The sequence below is a fragment of the Lactobacillus sp. ESL0230 genome (genome assembly GCF_003692805.1).
Lineage (GTDB): Bacteria > Bacillota > Bacilli > Lactobacillales > Lactobacillaceae > Lactobacillus > Lactobacillus bombicola.
Genome location: NZ_REHI01000007.1, coordinates 1 through 18,309 on the forward strand (window position 1 = coordinate 1; position 18,309 = coordinate 18,309).

16 protein-coding genes are annotated in these 18,309 nt (G+C 35.1%); all 16 read right to left on the reverse strand.

The window, feature by feature from the left end; all coding sequences use genetic code 11:
* Nucleotides 1–223: 223 nt before the first annotated feature.
* A complete protein-coding gene (locus F5ESL0230_RS08445) occupies nucleotides 224–520 on the reverse strand; it encodes a hypothetical protein (RefSeq protein ID WP_147441359.1) in 297 nt (98 codons plus the stop codon).
* 431 nt (nucleotides 521–951) lie between these two features.
* A complete protein-coding gene (locus tag F5ESL0230_RS06190; RefSeq protein WP_122022057.1) occupies nucleotides 952–2,307 on the reverse strand; it encodes a DEAD/DEAH box helicase in 1,356 nt (451 codons plus the stop codon).
* Nucleotides 2,300–3,256, reverse strand: a complete 957-nt coding sequence (locus F5ESL0230_RS06195; protein WP_122022058.1) for a bifunctional oligoribonuclease/PAP phosphatase NrnA — start codon at nucleotides 3,254–3,256, stop codon at nucleotides 2,300–2,302. The genes F5ESL0230_RS06190 and F5ESL0230_RS06195 overlap by 8 nt, the downstream gene beginning before the upstream one ends.
* A 55-nt stretch (nucleotides 3,257–3,311) precedes the next feature.
* Entirely contained in the window at nucleotides 3,312–4,451 is a 1,140-nt protein-coding gene (gene dinB / locus F5ESL0230_RS06200) for a DNA polymerase IV (protein ID WP_233551658.1), read from the reverse strand.
* Nucleotides 4,444–5,892 (reverse strand): glucose-6-phosphate dehydrogenase, encoded by a 1,449-nt coding sequence (zwf, locus tag F5ESL0230_RS06205; protein ID WP_122022060.1) that lies wholly within the window; start codon nucleotides 5,890–5,892, stop codon nucleotides 4,444–4,446. The genes dinB and zwf overlap by 8 nt, the downstream gene beginning before the upstream one ends.
* A 93-nt stretch (nucleotides 5,893–5,985) precedes the next feature.
* Entirely contained in the window at nucleotides 5,986–6,375 is a 390-nt protein-coding gene (gene yajC / locus F5ESL0230_RS06210) for a preprotein translocase subunit YajC (RefSeq protein ID WP_122022061.1), read from the reverse strand.
* Between the two features lie 62 nt (nucleotides 6,376–6,437).
* Nucleotides 6,438–7,451, reverse strand: a complete 1,014-nt coding sequence (gene ruvB, locus F5ESL0230_RS06215) for a Holliday junction branch migration DNA helicase RuvB (protein WP_122022062.1) — start codon at nucleotides 7,449–7,451, stop codon at nucleotides 6,438–6,440.
* A 43-nt stretch (nucleotides 7,452–7,494) separates the two neighbouring features.
* A complete protein-coding gene (gene ruvA / locus F5ESL0230_RS06220; RefSeq protein WP_122022063.1) occupies nucleotides 7,495–8,079 on the reverse strand; it encodes a Holliday junction branch migration protein RuvA in 585 nt (194 codons plus the stop codon).
* A gap of 2 nt (nucleotides 8,080–8,081) precedes the next feature.
* A complete protein-coding gene (gene mutL, locus F5ESL0230_RS06225; RefSeq protein ID WP_122022064.1) occupies nucleotides 8,082–9,965 on the reverse strand; it encodes a DNA mismatch repair endonuclease MutL in 1,884 nt (627 codons plus the stop codon).
* A 2-nt stretch (nucleotides 9,966–9,967) separates the two neighbouring features.
* Nucleotides 9,968–12,547 carry a DNA mismatch repair protein MutS gene (mutS, locus tag F5ESL0230_RS06230; RefSeq protein WP_122022111.1) on the reverse strand — a complete coding sequence of 860 codons (2,580 nt, stop codon included), beginning with the start codon at nucleotides 12,545–12,547 and terminating at the stop codon, nucleotides 9,968–9,970.
* A gap of 149 nt (nucleotides 12,548–12,696) precedes the next feature.
* Nucleotides 12,697–13,344, reverse strand: a complete 648-nt coding sequence (gene pcp / locus F5ESL0230_RS06235; protein WP_122022065.1) for a pyroglutamyl-peptidase I — start codon at nucleotides 13,342–13,344, stop codon at nucleotides 12,697–12,699.
* Between the two features lie 21 nt (nucleotides 13,345–13,365).
* On the reverse strand, nucleotides 13,366–14,289 hold the full coding sequence (locus F5ESL0230_RS06240) for a DUF979 domain-containing protein (RefSeq protein ID WP_122022066.1): 924 nt from the start codon (nucleotides 14,287–14,289) through the stop codon (nucleotides 13,366–13,368).
* On the reverse strand, nucleotides 14,290–14,952 hold the full coding sequence (locus F5ESL0230_RS06245; protein ID WP_090093864.1) for a DUF969 domain-containing protein: 663 nt from the start codon (nucleotides 14,950–14,952) through the stop codon (nucleotides 14,290–14,292).
* Between the two features lie 558 nt (nucleotides 14,953–15,510).
* A complete protein-coding gene (gene groL, locus F5ESL0230_RS06250; protein ID WP_122022067.1) occupies nucleotides 15,511–17,139 on the reverse strand; it encodes a chaperonin GroEL in 1,629 nt (542 codons plus the stop codon).
* A gap of 16 nt (nucleotides 17,140–17,155) precedes the next feature.
* Nucleotides 17,156–17,440 (reverse strand): co-chaperone GroES, encoded by a 285-nt coding sequence (groES, locus tag F5ESL0230_RS06255; RefSeq protein WP_090093860.1) that lies wholly within the window; start codon nucleotides 17,438–17,440, stop codon nucleotides 17,156–17,158.
* 185 nt (nucleotides 17,441–17,625) lie between these two features.
* Complete coding sequence (locus F5ESL0230_RS06260; RefSeq protein WP_090093857.1) at nucleotides 17,626–18,258, reverse strand: redox-sensing transcriptional repressor Rex; 633 nt, start codon at nucleotides 18,256–18,258, stop codon at nucleotides 17,626–17,628.
* Between the last annotated feature and the right edge of the window lie 51 nt (nucleotides 18,259–18,309).

Sequence of the window (18,309 nt, forward strand, 5' to 3'; positions counted from 1 at the left end):
ATCAGATGCTCTCGACTCTGTCAAGAACTTTTTTTCTGACCCGCGCTGCCGCTTCTTTAAACAACAGCGCTTTTTATATTACTAAACTCAGTCGCTTTTGTCAACTGGTTTTTTATATCTTTTTTGCCGCCTCGCCTTTGCCTTACTGGCTTTGCCCTGACGACAGTTATTTATATTAGCAACCTTTTTTTGTTTTTGCAACCCTTTTTTAAAAAAATTGCATTTATTTTTTTAATGTCTTGGTATTACTTTCTAAGTGCTCTAATAGTAAATTGATTGATTGGTAGACATCACGAATATCAGGTTTACAATCATTTAATATCCAATTGAAAATAATTGCATAAATCCCGTTTGATATAACTTCAACTTGTCTTACTGAAAATGATCCTCTCGGTCGCATATAAAGTTCAATCGCATGAGCAATTTCTTTGCGTAAGGTTGAATAGAACTCTCGCGGTTCTTTTGTAATCATTAGCATATTTAGATAGAAAAGCTTATTATCACGAATTTTAATTAGCATCTGATAAAACAGTTTTTCTATCGTCTCGTTGCTCACACTTCTAAGTGCTCTTCTTATTTGTAAAGATAGAACTGAGATAAACAAATCACTAATATTTCTATAATAATGATAAAATACTCCTCTATTTATATTGGCATCTGCACAAAAACTGATAACTGTATATCTGTGCACGATATTGTTTGAAAGTTTATTTTGCAAAATATGTTCTGCTTTTACTGTTATCAACTGTATTTACCACCTTTTATTATTTTGCAAAACAAATATATCAATAAATAGTCAAATATACAATATTTTTTTATTAAAAAATATGTGTAATTTAAAACTTGATAAATAAGTAGATATTAACTAATATAACCATAAATAAATCTAATAAAATATTCGTATTATGACAATTAAAACAGGCAAAGTTAAAATTTAACTTTGCCTGTTTATTATTTATCGCGTCTTTTTTTGCGTTGAGCTTTTGCTTTACGAATTTTATGTCGTTGCTCAATTTTACTTTTTTGAATCTTATCTTCCTTAATTGCTTGCTTAATTTTTTTCTTATACCCAGGTTTACGCTTATGCTTTACCTTTTTCACATAACCTTTAATCCTACTATCAACTTTATGTGCAGCAAAATTTAAACTTTCTCGACGATTGTGATGTTTACGTGCAACTAGCTCGCCATTTTTTATTTCAACAAAATCAAAGTGAATTCCAGATTTTTCTAATCCAGTAATGCGATTTAGTTCCTCTTCCCGAATTAAGGTTACTGCATGCCCTGATAGCCCATTACGTCCCGTTCTACCTATGCGGTGCACAACAAATTCTAAATCACGAGGAATTTCATAATTGATTACTAGACTAACGCCTGCAATATCCAGTCCTCGCGCTGCTAAATCAGAAGCAACAACATACTGGTATTTTCCTGCTTCTACATCCCTAATGGTTCTCTTTCGTTCACGTTCAGTAATCCCACCATGAATTTTAGCGACCCTTAGGCCTTCTTGTTGTAAATATGTAGTTAATTCATCAACCTTTTGCTTCGTATTGGCAAAAACTAAAGCTAAATATGGTTGCCCCATCGTCAATAATTGATATAAAATTTTCTTTCGACTTTTAGCACCAATATCAATTAAATCATTCTTAATTGTTGGCGCAATCACTGCTGGATTATCAATTACGATTTGTTTCGGTTTTGACATATATTTTTGCAAAAAATTAGTTAATTTAACTGGGATAGTAGCTGAAAAAGCAGCAATTGTAGTATTTTTAGGTAATTTTTGTACAATAAAATCAATATCATTCAAAAATCCCATATCTAACGTCATATCTGCTTCATCAATCACAAAATTTCTTACATAGTCTAAAAATAAAATTTTCTTTTCCACAAAATCATATAATCTTCCTGGAGTTGCTATCACAATTTGTGGTCTTTTACTGCCAATTTTTTTTAATTGTCGCTCACGGTCCGTCCCACCAGCTATATGAGCAATTGATATGTTAAGTTCAGCAGCATCACGCAATTGACGTACCACCTGATATAATTGATCCGCCAATTCTCTACTTGGAGCAGTTAAAACAGCTTGCGTATAGCCTAAGCTTTCGTCAATTTCATTTAAAATTGGAATTAAGAAAGCATGGGTTTTTCCTGATCCAGTAACAGCTTGTACGACTGCATTTTTGTGTTCTAGCAAAACAGGGATTACTTTTTCTTGCACTTTTGTTGGCTCGGCAAAGTTAATATTACTTAGTCCGTTTTGAATTTTGGGTTTAATGCGATTACTTTTAAAAATATTATTCATGTGTTTTTCGGTATTCCTTAGTTACTTGTACCAGTTCAGCAAAAATTTGCTTTACTTCAACCATATCCTTAGCATTGGCTCCACTAGCTAAAGCATGACCACCACCATCGTGTTTAGCTGCAAGTTCATTAATAACTGGACCTTTTGAACGGTAATGTACTCTAAATGTTTTATCAGGTTTTTCTACAAAAACATTCCAAGCAATAATGTCCTTAATTCGCCCTGGTGTTGAGACTGTACATGAGGCTTCATTAAAATCAATCCCCAATTTAGTCAAGGTTTCTTGGGTTAAAATTGCATATGCAGCACCACTTGCATCAACTTTCATATATTCTAATACTTCAGCCTGTAGCTTAGCTTGGGCAAAGGTAACATCACTAATATTACGGGCAATTTCATTAATATTGATACCAGTTGCAGCTAATTTAGCTACCACTAAAAAAGTATGTGTCGAAGTTTCAGGATACATAAAACGACCAGTATCACCTACAATACCAGCATATAAAGGATAGGCAACTTCTTTAGTAAGTGGTAAATTTTGAGCAATAATAAAATCTGCCACTATTTCTGAAGCAGCTGGTGCTTCATCATCAACAAAACTTAAATCGGCATAAGGTTCAACATCTGGATGATGGTCAATTTTTATTAAAAAATCACCCTGATCATATAGTTTATTAGCAATTCTAGCTGTATTAGCTGTGTCTGTAGTAATTACTAACGCACCTTGATAATCACTAGCAGTTACTTTATCCATCTCATTGATCCAAATCAAGTCACCCTCATCATTTTCTCCTGCGCATAGAATCCGCTTATCAGGAAACTTAAGTTTTAAAGATCTGGCTAATCCAGCTTGTGATCCTAAGGCATCCGGATCTGGACTAGTATGGCGGTGCAAAATAATAGTAGAATATTGCTTGATTTTTTCATATATTTTTGGAAAGGTATTCATAATTTCTCCTTTAATCCTTCATTCAGTACTTTAGTTAGTTTACCAGAAAATGTAATTAATCCGAAAATAAGTCTAAATCAATATTTGTAAAATCCGCTTTAGAAAAATCGGTCACGGTTATCCCCAATAATCTGATGCCTGAACTTAAAAATGAATTAGCAAGTGGCATAAATAATTCTTTAGCAACATCATAAAATTCAAATGAATTTCTGCTTGCATGAGCTAATTTTTGTCTTTTGGTAATAGTTTGAAATTCATTATTACGAATTTTCAAAACTAAAGTATGAGCATAGAGATCACTTTTTTCTAATTTTCTACTTAAAGTTACAGTGTAATTACGTAATTTGGTCAAAGCCGTTTGTTGATCATAAATACAAGGTTCATATGTACGTTCAATTCCAATTGACTTACGCTTCTGTTCATCATCAGGAACTACTCTAGATGGATCAATTCCATTAGCATGAGCAGCCATTAGATAACCCAGCTTGTTAAAATACTTGATTAGAGTTCGTACGTTCGTTTGTTGCAAATCTTTTCCAGTATAGATACCCATTTCAGCTAATTTTGCTTGCGTTTTGGGACCAATACCATAAAAGTTGGTAAGCTTTTGTCTAGCTAGAAATTCTTTTGCTTCACCTGGTAAAATGACTGTGCGCCCGAAAGGCTTTGCATATTCTGATCCCATTTTTGCCAAAAACTTATTATAAGTAGCTCCAAAGGAACAAGTTAATCCGAGTTCTTGAACTATTTTTGTCTGTAATTTGACTGCAATTTCAACTGTTGATGTCAAACCCAACTTATTTTTAGTTACATCTAAATATGCTTCATCCCATGCAATTGACTGAACCATATCAGTAATTTCATACATCAGCTCGTGAATTTCAGCCGATACTCTATGATATTTTTCAAAATCCGGCTGCAAAAAAACTAATTTTTCAGCTGGTATTAACTGCAATGCCTTAATTGAAGGCATTGCTGAATGGACACCAAACTTTCGGGCAATATAATTAGCCGTAGCTACAACACCATGCCCATTATTTTGACGAGGGTCTTGCCCAATAACTAAGGCCTTATTCTTTAAAATAGGATTATCCCTCATCTCTATTGAGGCATAGAAGGCATCCATATCAAGGTGAATTATCCGGCGATGGGTATCATTTTTAGGTAATAATTCAGCCGTCACGACACTATTCATAAATCCAATGCTCAGTTGGCAAGTCAAAAATTTGCTCAGCCGCTTTTGGCCCCATCCGATATGGCAAATACTGCTCTGGTTTTTGTCCAGTTTCATTTTCTTTTGCCCAGGCAGATTCTATTGCATCAATGAACTTCCAATAATTTTTTAGTTCGCTCCAATGAGTAAAATTAGTAGAATCATTTACAAATACATCATGCAAAAGGCGCTCATAACCATCTGGAATCTCTTTTTGCTCTGAACTAGAAAATTGATAAATTAAATTTTGCCGACGGATCCCTAAAGCATTAATTTTTTTACCATTAATTGTAATATACACTTGCATTTCGGGATCAACAACAATAGTAATAATATTGGAATGTGCTTGACCATATATATTAGATTTTTGCTTTAAAACAATATCTATTTGAGTTTTCTTTTCCCGCATCTCTTTACCTGTTCTAAAGTAAATTGGTGTTCCTACTAGTGGGCCAGCAGCAAATTTAACTTCGCCAGCTACAAAGGTTTCTGTATTCGAATCTGCAGCAACATTCGGTTCTTGACAATAGCCAAAAGTCATATCACTACCAAGATATTGACCACGTACAAAATGCGCTGCAATTTCATTTTCATTTGGAATAATTAAGCTATTAAGTAATTCACCTTTGGCTTCATGTATGCACTTAGCAGTTAAAGCTTTAGGTTCAGGCATTGCCAGCAAAGTAATAATTTGAAAAATATGATTTTGCACCATATCTCTGAGTGCTCCCGATGTATCATAATAGCCACCACGAGCCTCAACACCCAGACGTTCTGCTAAAGTTATTTGAATATTTTTAATTGTTTCACTATTCCAAATATTATTAATTAAGGGATTAGTTAAGCGCATGGGTAAAATATTTTGAATCATTTCTTTACCTAAATAGTGATCTATTCGAAAGATATCATCTTCAGCAAAAGATGCTGTTATTTGTCGATTAAGCTCTTTGGCAGAGGTTAAATCATGACCAAATGGCTTTTCAACAACAATTCTGTTAAAACCATTGCCAGTTAAGTTTTGATCGTTAATGTGTTCCGCAATTGTCCCAAAAAAGCGCGGTGCCATCGCCATATAAAATATACGGTTACCTTGGGCACTATAATAGCCATCAAGCTCTTCTGCTAAATTCTTTAGTGTCACATAATGTTCAATATTCGTAACATCATGGGCTTGATAGTAAAAATGATTAACAAAGTTAGCTAAATTATTTTCATTAACTTCAGTATTCATTTCATGTACTGCATCTTTTACTTGTTCACGCAGATATTCATGCGACCATGGTCGTCTTGCCGTTCCGATAATAGCAAAATTGTCATGAATTAGACCTTGCTCATATAAATTAAATAAAGCAGGATAAAGTTTACGATGTGCTAAATCTCCACTACCACCAAAAATAATCATAATAACTGGGATATTTTTCATAGGAAATCCTTTCCAAATACAATACTTCTGTTAGGTATATTTTATAATAATTGGGTAAAATAAAAAGTGCCAGAAACGGCACTTTTATTTAATTTATTCTTTAGTAGAAGAATCATCTGCTGGCGATTTTTCTGATTCACCTTCACTTGGTTCACTTTCATTTATTGAATTTTCATTGTCTGAAGAATTAACTGGCAAAATTTGTTGTACTGCCATTCTACTAAAAGTTAAATAAATGCCATCAGCATCAATAATAACCGTGTTATCTTTAGTATTAACAGAATCAATTTTACCATGGAGGCCATCAATTAAAATTACACTATCACCCTTTTTTAATTGATTCATCATTTCTGCTTTTTTCTGTTGCTGCTTTTTCTGCGGCTTAATCATCATAAAATACATTAACGCAATAAGAACTATAAACGCTATAATTGTTCCCATATTGCCTATACCATTATTAGCTGCCAAAAATAAAGTATTCACTTTTACACCTCATTATTAAAAATATTACCACTTAATTATACAGAAAATATGTGCCAATTGCACTACTCGTTTGGAATCGGCAAGCCTAATTGAAGATATGCTTTCTCTGTCACAACACGACCTCTTGGTGTCATTAATAAAAAGCCCTGTTGCAGCAAATATGGCTCATATAAGGACTGAATTGTTTCAACATCTTCTCCTGTATTAGCAGCCAAGGTTCTAATTCCCACAGGACCGCCATGGTAATTTTCAATCATGACCCTTAAGATTTTACGATCCGTTTGATTAAGCCCTTCATCATCAACTTGCAATTGCTTTAAAGAATTTGTCGTGGTAGTAAAAGAAATTATTTGTTCACCTTTTACTTGCGCAAAATCCCTCACTCTTCGAAGTAAACGGTTAGCTACTCTAGGCGTGCCTCTTGAACGTCTAGCTAATTCATGAGCTGCCTGAGCAGCAATTTCAATCTTAAAAACGCTACTAGATCGGGAAATTATTTTTTCAAGTTCACTTATGCTGTAATATTGCAAATGCTCAACAATTCCAAATCGATCACGCAAAGGAGCAGACAACTGTCCTGCTAAAGTAGTTGCTCCCACTAAAGTAAAGGGTGGTAACGGTACATGCACGGCATGAGTTGTTTGTCCTTCACCTATAACAATATCGACATAATAATCTTCCATTGCTGAGTAAAGCACTTCTTCGATGGGCTTGGCTAAGCGATGAATTTCATCAATAAATAAAATATCCCCTGGGTCAAGGTCTGTCAATAAAGCAACTAAGTCACCGGCTTTTTCAATTGCTGGTCCACTAGTACTTTTTAAATTAACCCCTAATTCATTAGCAATCACAAAGGCGAGTGTCGTTTTACCTAATCCTGGTGGACCGTATAGCAAAACATGGTCGAGAGCTTCATCCCGCTTTTTGGCAGCCTCTATATATACGGCTAATTCTTTCTTTACTCTATTTTGCCCTAAATATTCTTTTAAGGTCTGCGGTCGTAATGAAAATTCTGTCTGTTCCTCTTCTATTCCCTGGCTTTTACCAGACACAATTGAATTTTCTTTATCCTCCACCAGTTTCACTTCCTTTAAATACTTTAACTTATTATAGCAAGAATTACTTCTTTAGTAGAAAAGCTAAGCCCTTTTTAATATATTGATCAGCCGTTGTTTCATTTTCAGCAATCAATTTAGGCGTGATCTTGTCTACTTCTTTTTTCGTATAACCTAAAGCAAGTAGGGCTAGCAAAGCATCATTTAATTCCGGTGAAATATTTTGATCAGCCGTTTGATCAATTCGTTGAACATAGTCACCTAATTTCCCCTTCAAGTCTAAAACTATCTGGGAAGCTGTTTTTTTGCCAACACCTGGAAATCTAGTTAAATATTTGACTTCGCCCTGCTCAATTGCTGCTGCTAATGAATCACTATCTTCAGCAGCCATAATTGCTAAGGCTGACTTTGGTCCAATACCACTAACACTCAGTAACTTTAAAAATAGGCCTCTATCTTCTTCAGATTGAAAGCCATATAAAGTAACACCAGTATCACGCACAACTTGCTCAACAAAAACACGAGTTTTTTGGCCTTCATGATAAGCAAATGGTGTTGGACTATAAATTTTATAACCAATATTATTAACATCTACCACTAAATAATCCGGTTTGATTGCCACAACTATCCCTAATAAATATTCATACATTATTAATTATCCTTTTTAAACATCTTACGCAACTCAGATTTGTGCCAACAAATAATCACCACATTGCCTTGCGCATCATGGTATGGATCCTTTGTTTTTCCAAGCGCAGTTAAAATTGCATTACATTCTGTAACCGTTAGTTTTTGGCGTCCGGTAATTTGCCGCTGGGCTTGCTTACCAGCAATTCTTGTAATTAATTTAGTTGTATCATTTTGATCAACATTTAAATACTCATCTAAAATTAAACGGACTTGACCTTCAACGTCTTCTTTGAGCCAAGTAGGATAGGAGCGCAATATAAAAGTGTTTTGGCCAAATTCTTCCAAATATAAACCAATTTCTTTAATTTGCTTTAGCTTACTCTTAATTTGAATAAAATCCAAACTACTAAATTCTAAAACTAAGGGACTTAATAATCCTTGCTGATTAACATTTTGATCAGTTAATTCCTGTTTTATTTTGGTAAACAAAATTAATCTTCTAGCTGCAACTTGATCAATCAAATATAAGTTATCATTGTTTTCTGCAATAATATAGGCACCAGTTTGACCAACAAATTTCAATTCTGGTAAGTTGTTTAAGAGGACTTCATCACCAATCGAAATAACAGTAGCTGCTTTATTTTTACTTGGAAAAGGACTAAGTTGCTTTTGCCTTGCAACATTTTTTAGCCATGTTGTTGTAATAACATAATAATCATCTTCTCGTGGTACATTTAAGTCAACATATTGAATTGCTTCATCGTGCCTTACTTCAAGTGGTTGACTTTCATTAACTTCATCAATTGTAGCTGTCTCACGCTTAGTTTCGACTACATTTTTATTCAAATTGAATTTTAATTGATCAACTAATGTATCTGCTTTCTTACTAATTAAATTTCCACTACCACTAGCTTGAACATCGCTTAACAATAATTTCTGACTAATTGTCTTAGTAATTAAACGGCATAATTGGGTTTCTTTAGACAGTCTAACCTCTCTTTTAGTTGGATGGACGTTGACATCAACCAATAAAGGATCAACTTTAATTTTTATAATTGCAAAGGGGTAATGCTTATCAGTTAAATTATTACCATAACCAGCTAGAACAGCTTTAACTATTTGGAAATTATTAATATACCGACCGTTTAATAAAATGGAAATAAAGTTACGGGTTGATCGCGTTATTTCTGGTTTTGAAATTAAACCCGTAATTTCAAAATCCTGGTCAGCCTCGTCTAATGAAATCATTTTTTCAGCTATGTTGCGACCATAGATGTTAGCTGCTGTCTGCTTTAAATTTCCGTTGCCAACCGTTTTAAGTAAAATGCGACCCTCATTTTTTAAAGTAAAAGCAATATGAGGATACCCCAGAGCTAAGCGATTAATAATGTCAACAATTTTCATAATTTCCGTACGTGGACTCCGTAAATATTTTAATCTAGCTGGAGTATTATAAAATAAATCTTTAACTGTAATCCTTGTACCCACTGCTGCCCCGGCTTTTTCTTGCAACTGTTTTACCCCAGCCGAAAATTCGGCTCGTTGCCCAACTTGACCAGCACTATCCGTTAATATTTCGACATGGCTAACAGCTGCAATTGAGGCTAGAGCCTCACCTCGAAATCCCAAAGTACCAACATTAAATAAATCACGCTCATTTTTAATTTTACTAGTTGCATGCCTAGTAAAGGCTAGATCAAGTTGATTGCTTGGAATACCACTCCCATTATCTTGAACAGTGATTTTTTTAAGTCCTGCATCAACAAAGTCAATTTGAATTTGCTTGCTGCCAGCATCAATTGCGTTTTCCACTAATTCCTTCACTACACTTGCTGGACGTTCAATCACTTCACCGGCCGCAATTTGGTTAGCTAAATTAACCGGTAGCTCACTAATTTGCACCATTGTTAATCGTTATCCTTTAAATCTTTTTGCCAATTTGCAACTAATTGCATCACTTGTAGTGGTGTTTGTTCGGCTAGATACAAGTGAGAAATTTCAGCTAAAATAGCTTGCTCCTTAATTGTCAAATCATTAGTCTCAGTTTGAGCAGCTTTGTTTTCGCTACTAGTAGCACTGGGTGCAGGTGTATTAAATAAATCAAGTTGGGTTGTGGTATTCAAACCACTACCTTGATTTTCTAAATGCTTTAATAATTTTCTTGCCTGCCGTAAAACTTTAGGTGGTAATCCTGCCAATTGCGCCACATGAATACCATAGCTTTGGTCTGCTGGCCCAGGTAAAATTTTATGCAAAAAAATCAATTGACCCTTTTCTTGGGTTGCACCAACATGAATATTCTTTAGCCGCGCTAATGTTTGTTCCATTGCTGTTAACTCATGAAAATGTGTGGCAAATAAAACTTTTGCTCCTACTTCATCATGTAAGTATTTGACAATCGCTCCAGCTAGTGCCATCCCATCATAGGTTGCAGTACCGCGACCAATTTCATCAAATAAAACAAGGCTGCGTTTAGTTGCATGCTGTAGCGCATCATTTGCTTCAGTCATCTCAACCATAAAAGTACTTTGACCCGAAATTAAATCATCAGCAGCCCCAATACGGGTAAAGATTTGATCAAATATTGGTAATTCAGCACTTTGTGCTGGTACAAAAGAACCAACTTGCGCCATAACTGCAATTAGCGCTAACTGTCTCATGTAAGTACTTTTACCAGACATGTTAGGACCTGTTATTAGTAAAATATCAGTCTCTTGGTCCAAATTAACGTCATTAGGTATATAAGAATTATCCTTAAGAACCTTTTCAACCACAGGATGCCTTCCTGCGACTATTTTTACATCTTGCTTTTTTGAATGAAAAATTGGGCGACAATAGTTATTTTCTTCAGCAATTTGAGCAAAAGAACAAAACACATCAAGCGCAGCTAATTGACTGGCCAACTTTTGTAAGGCACTAATATACTTTTTAATTTCTTCGCGTAACTTAACAAATAAGTTATACTCCAGCTCAGTTGATTTTGTCTGCGCTTCTAAAATCAAATTTTCATGTTCCTTAAGTTCAGGTGTAATATAACGTTCAGCATTAGTTAACGTCTGCTTACGTGTATACCGATCAAGTGGTACTTTTTTCTTGTTGGAATTAGTCACTTGAATATAATAGCCAAAAACTTTATTATAACCAACTTTTAAATTTTCAATTCCTGTCTTTTGCCGTTCATTCTGCTCCATCTCCACCAGCCACTGTTTACCATTATTCATTGCATCACGATAACGGTCAAGCTGACTGTCAACACCAGATTTAATTAATCCCCCTTCTGTAGTTAAAACTGGCGGTTGCTCAACAAGAGTGGAACTTATTAATTTAGCAGTTCCCTTCAAAGGATCAATTTTTTGAGCAAATTTTTGTAAAGTTTCATTGGCAGATGCTTGCAAAGCAGTCAAAATTGCTGGTACTGCTTCTAAAGAAGTGGCAAGCTGCAATAATTCACGCGCATTAACATTACCAAAGGCGATTCGACCACTTAATCGTTCTAAATCGTATACGCCCTTTAAACTATCACTTATATTAGCTCGAGTAAAATAGCCATCAATTAGTGCTTGAACCATTGCTTGACGCTGAGCCAACTGATCAGTTGCAATGAGTGGCCTTGACAGCCACTGTTTAAGTAGACGACCACCCATTGCTGTATGAGTTTTATCAAGAACCCAAAAAAGAGAACCCATCTTTTTACCAGTTTTAGCGGAAGCCGTTATTTCCAAATTTTCACGTACTGTATGTGACATTTGTAAATATTGACTAACTTCATAGCTTTGTGCTGCTTGTAAGTGGGCTAAACTACGCTTTTGTGTCTGCAACAAATAACCTACTAATTGTTTAACTGCTGCTTTTTCTGCCAAATTAGTTAAATTTTGTTGGGCGAAAGAAATTTCGGCATGTTCTTCACTTAGAGTAACTGGTTTAGACACAGTAATGTTAGCCTGATGAAAGAATTCATTTGCTTTTTCACTTAAATGTGAATTACAAACTACTTCCTTAGTTCGAAGCGACAAAAGTTCGTTGGCAACTGCCGAAAAAGTTAATAAGTGGGTGGCAAAAATTTCTCCAGTAGACAAGTCGCTGTAGGCAAGTCCAAAGCAATTGTGACTTGAAACAACTGAAGTTAAATAATTAGATTCTTTTGCATCACTAGGATTATCATTCATTAACGTGCCAGGCGTTACTAACTGCGTAATCCCCCTTTTGACCATACCTTTAGCTTCCTTAGGATCCTCTAGTTGTTCACACAAAGCAACTTTATAACCCTTTTCTACTAGCGTATCTACATATGAATTCACAGCCACATGCGGTACACCGGCCATCGGAATTGGATTATCCGTTTTATTCGAACGATGAGTTAAAGTTAATTCTAAAATTTGAGCTCCTTTAATTGCATCATCTTCAAATAATTCATAAAAATCACCGACGCGATAAAAAAGAAAAGCATCGGGATATTGCTTCTTAATTTTATAATATTGCTCCATCATTGGAGTTGTATTTGCGTTAGCCATTTAATCCTCTTCTTTATAGTTAATTAATCTTTATTATACGCTAAAATAATAAGCCAAAAGAAAAAAGACTGCAATTAGGCAATCTTTTATGATTTATGTTCCAAAATTCAAAGCTTGAATCATAACTAGGAAATCTGTCCCTCAATACTGTTAATATCATCCTGGCCATCCCTATGAACAATTGCTTGAATAGCAGCTGTTATTCCCTTCACATCATCAAGCAAACTAAGACTCGGTGTTTCAGGGTGATTAATCACTTGCTCAGGTAAATACGGAATATGCATGAAACCTGCTTTAAGATTAGGAAATTCTTTATCAATCATATATTGAACTTGATACATAATATGATTACAGACAAAGGTTCCAGCAGTTGTCGAAACATAGCTTGGCAACCCTGCTTTGCGAATTTCTTTAACCATTGCCTTAACAGGTAATTGAGTAAAATAGGCATTTTGACCGTCTTTATGGATGGCAGTGGCAATTGGTTGATAGCCTTTATTATCAGCAATTCGCCCATCATCAAAATTAATTGCTACTCGCTCAGGAGTTAGAGCAAAGCGCCCACCAGCTTGACCAATATTTAAGACATAATCAGGCTCTTCTTTGACAATTGCCTCACGTACTACTTGAGCACAATCGCCAAAAACAGTTGGAATTTCTAACTTAATGATTTTAGCACCAGCAATCTCATCATCTAAAAGCTTGACTGCTTCAATTGCTGGATTAATTTTATCTTCACCAAACGGATCAAAACCGGTAACTAATATTTTCATTGTTTTTCTCTTTTCTAAAAATTAAAAAGCTAAGAAATACATTAAAACGATGTGGACAACTAACATACTAATGGCAATAGGAAACTGCTGTTTAATTACTCCTAATGGATCTTGCATCTCCATTAGAGCTACTGGCAAAGTATTAAAATTGGCAGCCATTGGCGTCATTAATGTACCACAATAGCCAGCGGTCATTCCTAATGATGCAACAACAACTGGTGAACCGCCTTGTGCCACAACAAAGGGAATTCCAATACCAGCGGTAATTACTGCAAATGCTGCAAAAGCATTCCCCATAATCGCTGTAAAAACAGCCATTGCTATACAGTACAAGCATACACCTAATAAGTGATTGCCGACAGGAAATAAACCCGAAATTGCCTTAGCAGTAATTTTACCTACACCTGAAGCAGTAAACACTACACCCAAAGTAGCAAGTAATTGTGGTAACACTCCAGCTGAGCCTACCGAACGAACCATTCTTTGTGTATCTTCATAAACCGTTTTTGGATTTGATTTAGTCAAAACCATCGCTACAATTAGTGAAACGATAGCAGCAATGCCAATGCCAACCTGTCCACCTAATTTGGTAAACTGCGCAATCACTAATGCTAAAATTGCCAATAAAATACTAGGTAAGAAAATCCAATTACCAATACGCTTAACTGTTTGATTAGCAATTTTTTCATCAAGTTCCTTAATTTTACCAACTCGAACTTGTTTAAGAAGAGACAGTAGCGCAATAATTAATAAAATTCCACCATTTATTTCATTGGGTATCCATTGACCAGCTGCAAATAAAATTGCAAATAAAAGCCAAAAAAGACCCGTTCCCCAACGTGCAGGATTAGTTTTATCACGCCAGGATTCAACTGCAGCTGCCAAAAAGAACAAACCAATTAAAATATAAAAAGCTAACAAAAGATTATTAATTAGTATATTCATTTATTTCCCCTTTTTTATTTTTTTGTCAAAAGCATGATTGTAAAGTAAGCATAAAATATAACAAATCACAGCAATCGGAATAGTAATTAATACCACAGCTGACGTGCTAATTGGATATCCTAATGATTTCATAGTACTAGAAATTAACAATACACTAGATGAAGCAACAAATAAGTTTTGTGCAAAGAAATTACCAAAATTATCACTAGCAGCAGCTCTTGCTTTAATTTGATCAACTTCTAATTCTGTCATTTCGCCATTAACTTTGCCTGCAGCTTGTGCCATTGGATTGATCAACGGAGCGATAAATTGTACCTGCCCTTGGACAGAAATCCCAAATAAACAAGCAAGTTCACGAATAGCTGTATAAATATCAAAAATTCTTCCTGGTGTTAGATTTTTCATTTTTTGAATCAGATTAACTGCGGCTGTCTTAAGACCATGGCGTTCTGATATACCAATTGTTGGTAAGGTTAAGAAAAATAATGAGACCATGCGGTTATCAATGAAACCTTTCCCCAGAATTTTTAAAAAAGAAACAAAGTCAATTCCTGATACCAATGCAGTAACTAATGCTGCAATTACAACTACGGCAACCGTATCTAGTCCTAAAGCAAAACCTATAACGATCACTAGGATGCCAAGTAAACTCAAATATTCCATTATTTTTTGTCAAATTGGTTTCAGTCAACTCGGTTTATTCTGATAACAACTAAATGACTGTTTTATTAATATGGTTAAAACTCCTTCGGATTAATCAGCTGACCTTTAGCAATAGCCCCATAAAACTTTCCTTTAATTTTAAAGGCATCCCCATAATTACAAATACTTGTACCGCTTTGTTTACCATAACGATTATAAATTTTTAGGGTTTTCGTTCGCTAATCATAATAAACGCCAGTCACATTTTTAGCAGTAACACAATAAGGCTTAAACAGCATAAAAATCGCAACTGCTAACTTTGGTCCTAATTGCAAAACGCAAACTAGAAGCTACGCCAAAACCATTTATCCATTTTCCTTTATCATTATAAATGTATGTCAATTTCACTTCCTTGAACCTACACAATCTGTTTTGATCACATTGAATCGCTTTACCTAGACAAGTTGTACGGTCGAATTAGAGCATAGGATAACTGATGTCAAAGGTAAAAAATAATTAGCTAATAACAAAAAGGAACTGTTCCGACCAACAGTTCCTTTCTAAATATCGGTTATAAAATTACATCATGCCTGGTGCACCAGCAGCAGCAGCATTTGGATCAACTTCTGGCTTATCTTCAGGTATTTCTGCTACAACTGCTTCAGTTGTTAATAATAAAGCAGCAATTGAAGCAGCATTTTGCAAAGCAGTACGAGTTACCTTAGTTGGGTCAATGATTCCAGATTCAACCATATTTTCCCAGTTGCCATCGGCTGCATTGTAGCCAATTTCTAATTCTTGACTCTCAAGTTTATTCAAAATAACTGAGCCATCTTCACCGGCATTTTCAGCAATTTGACGAACTGGAGCAGTCAATGCCCGCAAAACAATGTTAATTCCAGTTTGTTCATCAACACTGTCACCCTTCAAATCCTTAACAGCACTCTTAACATCTACTAAAGCAGTACCACCACCGGCAACATAGCCTTCATCTACAGCTGCCCGAGTTGAATTTAACGCATCTTCAATCCGGTAGCGACGCTCTTTTAATTCAGTTTCAGTAGCAGCACCAACATGAATAACAGCTACACCACCAGTTAATTTAGCTAAACGTTCTTGCAACTTTTGTTTATCAAAGTCAGAAGTAGTCTCAGCGATTTGTTTTCTAATAGAATCTTCACGATCCTTAATAGCATCTTCTGAACCAGCACCATCAACAATAGTGGTTGAGTCCTTAGTAATTGTGATACGCCGTGCTTGGCCTAATTGATCAAGTGTAGTATCTTTTAATTCAAGACCAAGGTCTTCAGTAATCACTGTACCACCTGTTAAAGCCGCAATATCTTGCAATTGTTCTTTACGACGATCACCAAAGCCTGGTGCCTTAACAGCAACGACATTGAAAGTACCACGAATCTTATTCAAGACCAAAGTTGGTAAAGCTTCACCTGAAACATCATCAGCGATAATTAATAAAGACTTACCTTGTTGTACAATTTCTTGTAATAGTGGCAAAACATCTTGAATATTCGAAATCTTTTTGTCAGTAATTAAAATGTATGGGTTGTCTAAATCAGCTTCCATCTTATCATTGTCAGTAACCATGTATTGTGACAAGTAACCACGGTCAAATTGCATTCCTTCGACCACAGAAAGCTCAGTTTCAATACCACGTGAATCTTCAATGGTAATAACTCCGTCATTGCCTACTTTTTCCATTGCATCAGCAATCAAATCACCAACTTCTTTTGAAGCGGATGAAACAGCAGCAACTTGAGCAATTTGCTCTTTAGAAGAAACTGTATGACTAATTTTATGTAATTCATCAACAACAGCTTTCGTAGCCTTTTCAATTCCGCGACGAACACCAACTGGATTAGCACCAGCAGTAACATTCTTCATCCCTTCGCGAATAATAGCTTGCGTTAAAACAACAGCAGTTGTGGTTCCATCACCAGCAATATCATTAGTCTTTTGAGCAGCTTCAGCAACAAGCTTAGCACCCATATTTTCATAATGATCTTTTAATTCAATTGCTTTAGCAATGGTCACACCATCATTAGTAATATCAGGATTACCATAAGATTGTTCTAAAACAACGTTTCTTCCTTTAGGACCAATTGTTGCCTTAACTGTATCAGCTAATTTATCGACACCCTTTAATAGAGAACGTCTTGCATCTTCAGAAAATTTAATATCTTTTGCCATTTTTCTTACTCCTTAATTACTTAACAACTGCCAAAATATCTTTTTCATGAAGGACTAAGTATTTTTCACCTTCGTAATTAACGTCAGTGCCTGAGTACTTATCGTAGAGCACAATATCACCCTCTGCAACAGTCATTGGAATTTTACTACCATTTTCAGCATAGCTGCCTGCACCTACAGCAACAACTTCACCTTCAGTTGGCTTTTGTTTAGCATTAGAAGCAAGGACGATTCCGCCTACAGTTTTTTCTTCTTCTTCTTTAACTTTTACGATCACGCGATCACCTATTGGTTGTAACACGTTTGTCCCTCCTAAATTCAATTTAATATCTTTAATTTTAGTCATTAGCACTCAAATTAGCTAAGTGCTAACTTATAATTATGATAATAACCCCTTTTTGTTTAAAATGCAAGAAAAAATTAGCACTTTTTCAATTAAAGTGCTAATTTGTTTTAATCACTAAGTCTACCTAATATTTATGCGGGCTACTTCTTATCACTTTCTAAAAAATAAATTAATGTTTGCAATTCAGTAGCTAAATCAACATTTTGTATTCGTATTCCGCTCGGAGCTGAGAGTCTGATCGGCGTAAAGTTCATAATTCCTTTAATACCTGCTTCAACCATTTCATCTGCTGTTTTTTGAGCTGTATTAGACGGAACTGTTAAAATCGCAATTGTTATCTGTTGGTCACTCAGTTGCTTTTTAAGCTCACTCATATCATATACAGGAACGCCGCTTAAAATTTTGCCTGTTATTTTTTGATCTATATCAAAAGCACAAGAAATTCGAATATTATTACTTCGCTTAAAATTATAATTAAGCAAAGCATGTCCCAAATTACCAACTCCTACCAAAGCCACATTGGTTAAAGTATCTTGATTCAATATTTTTTTAAAAAAAGTCAGTAAGCTTTTTACATCATATCCATACCCACGCTTACCTAATGCACCAAAGTACGAAAAATCGCGCCTAATTGATGCACTATCAACTTGAACAGCTTCAGATAATTCAGTTGAGGAAACTTTCTCTTTGCCAGCTTCATTCAAGATGATTAAGTATCGATAATAAAGCGGCAGTCTTTTTGCTGTCGCCGTGGGAATTTTTATTTTTTCCATTTATTACAAAGCCTCCAACTTAATTATGCTAGCAAATTTCATTTGTGAATT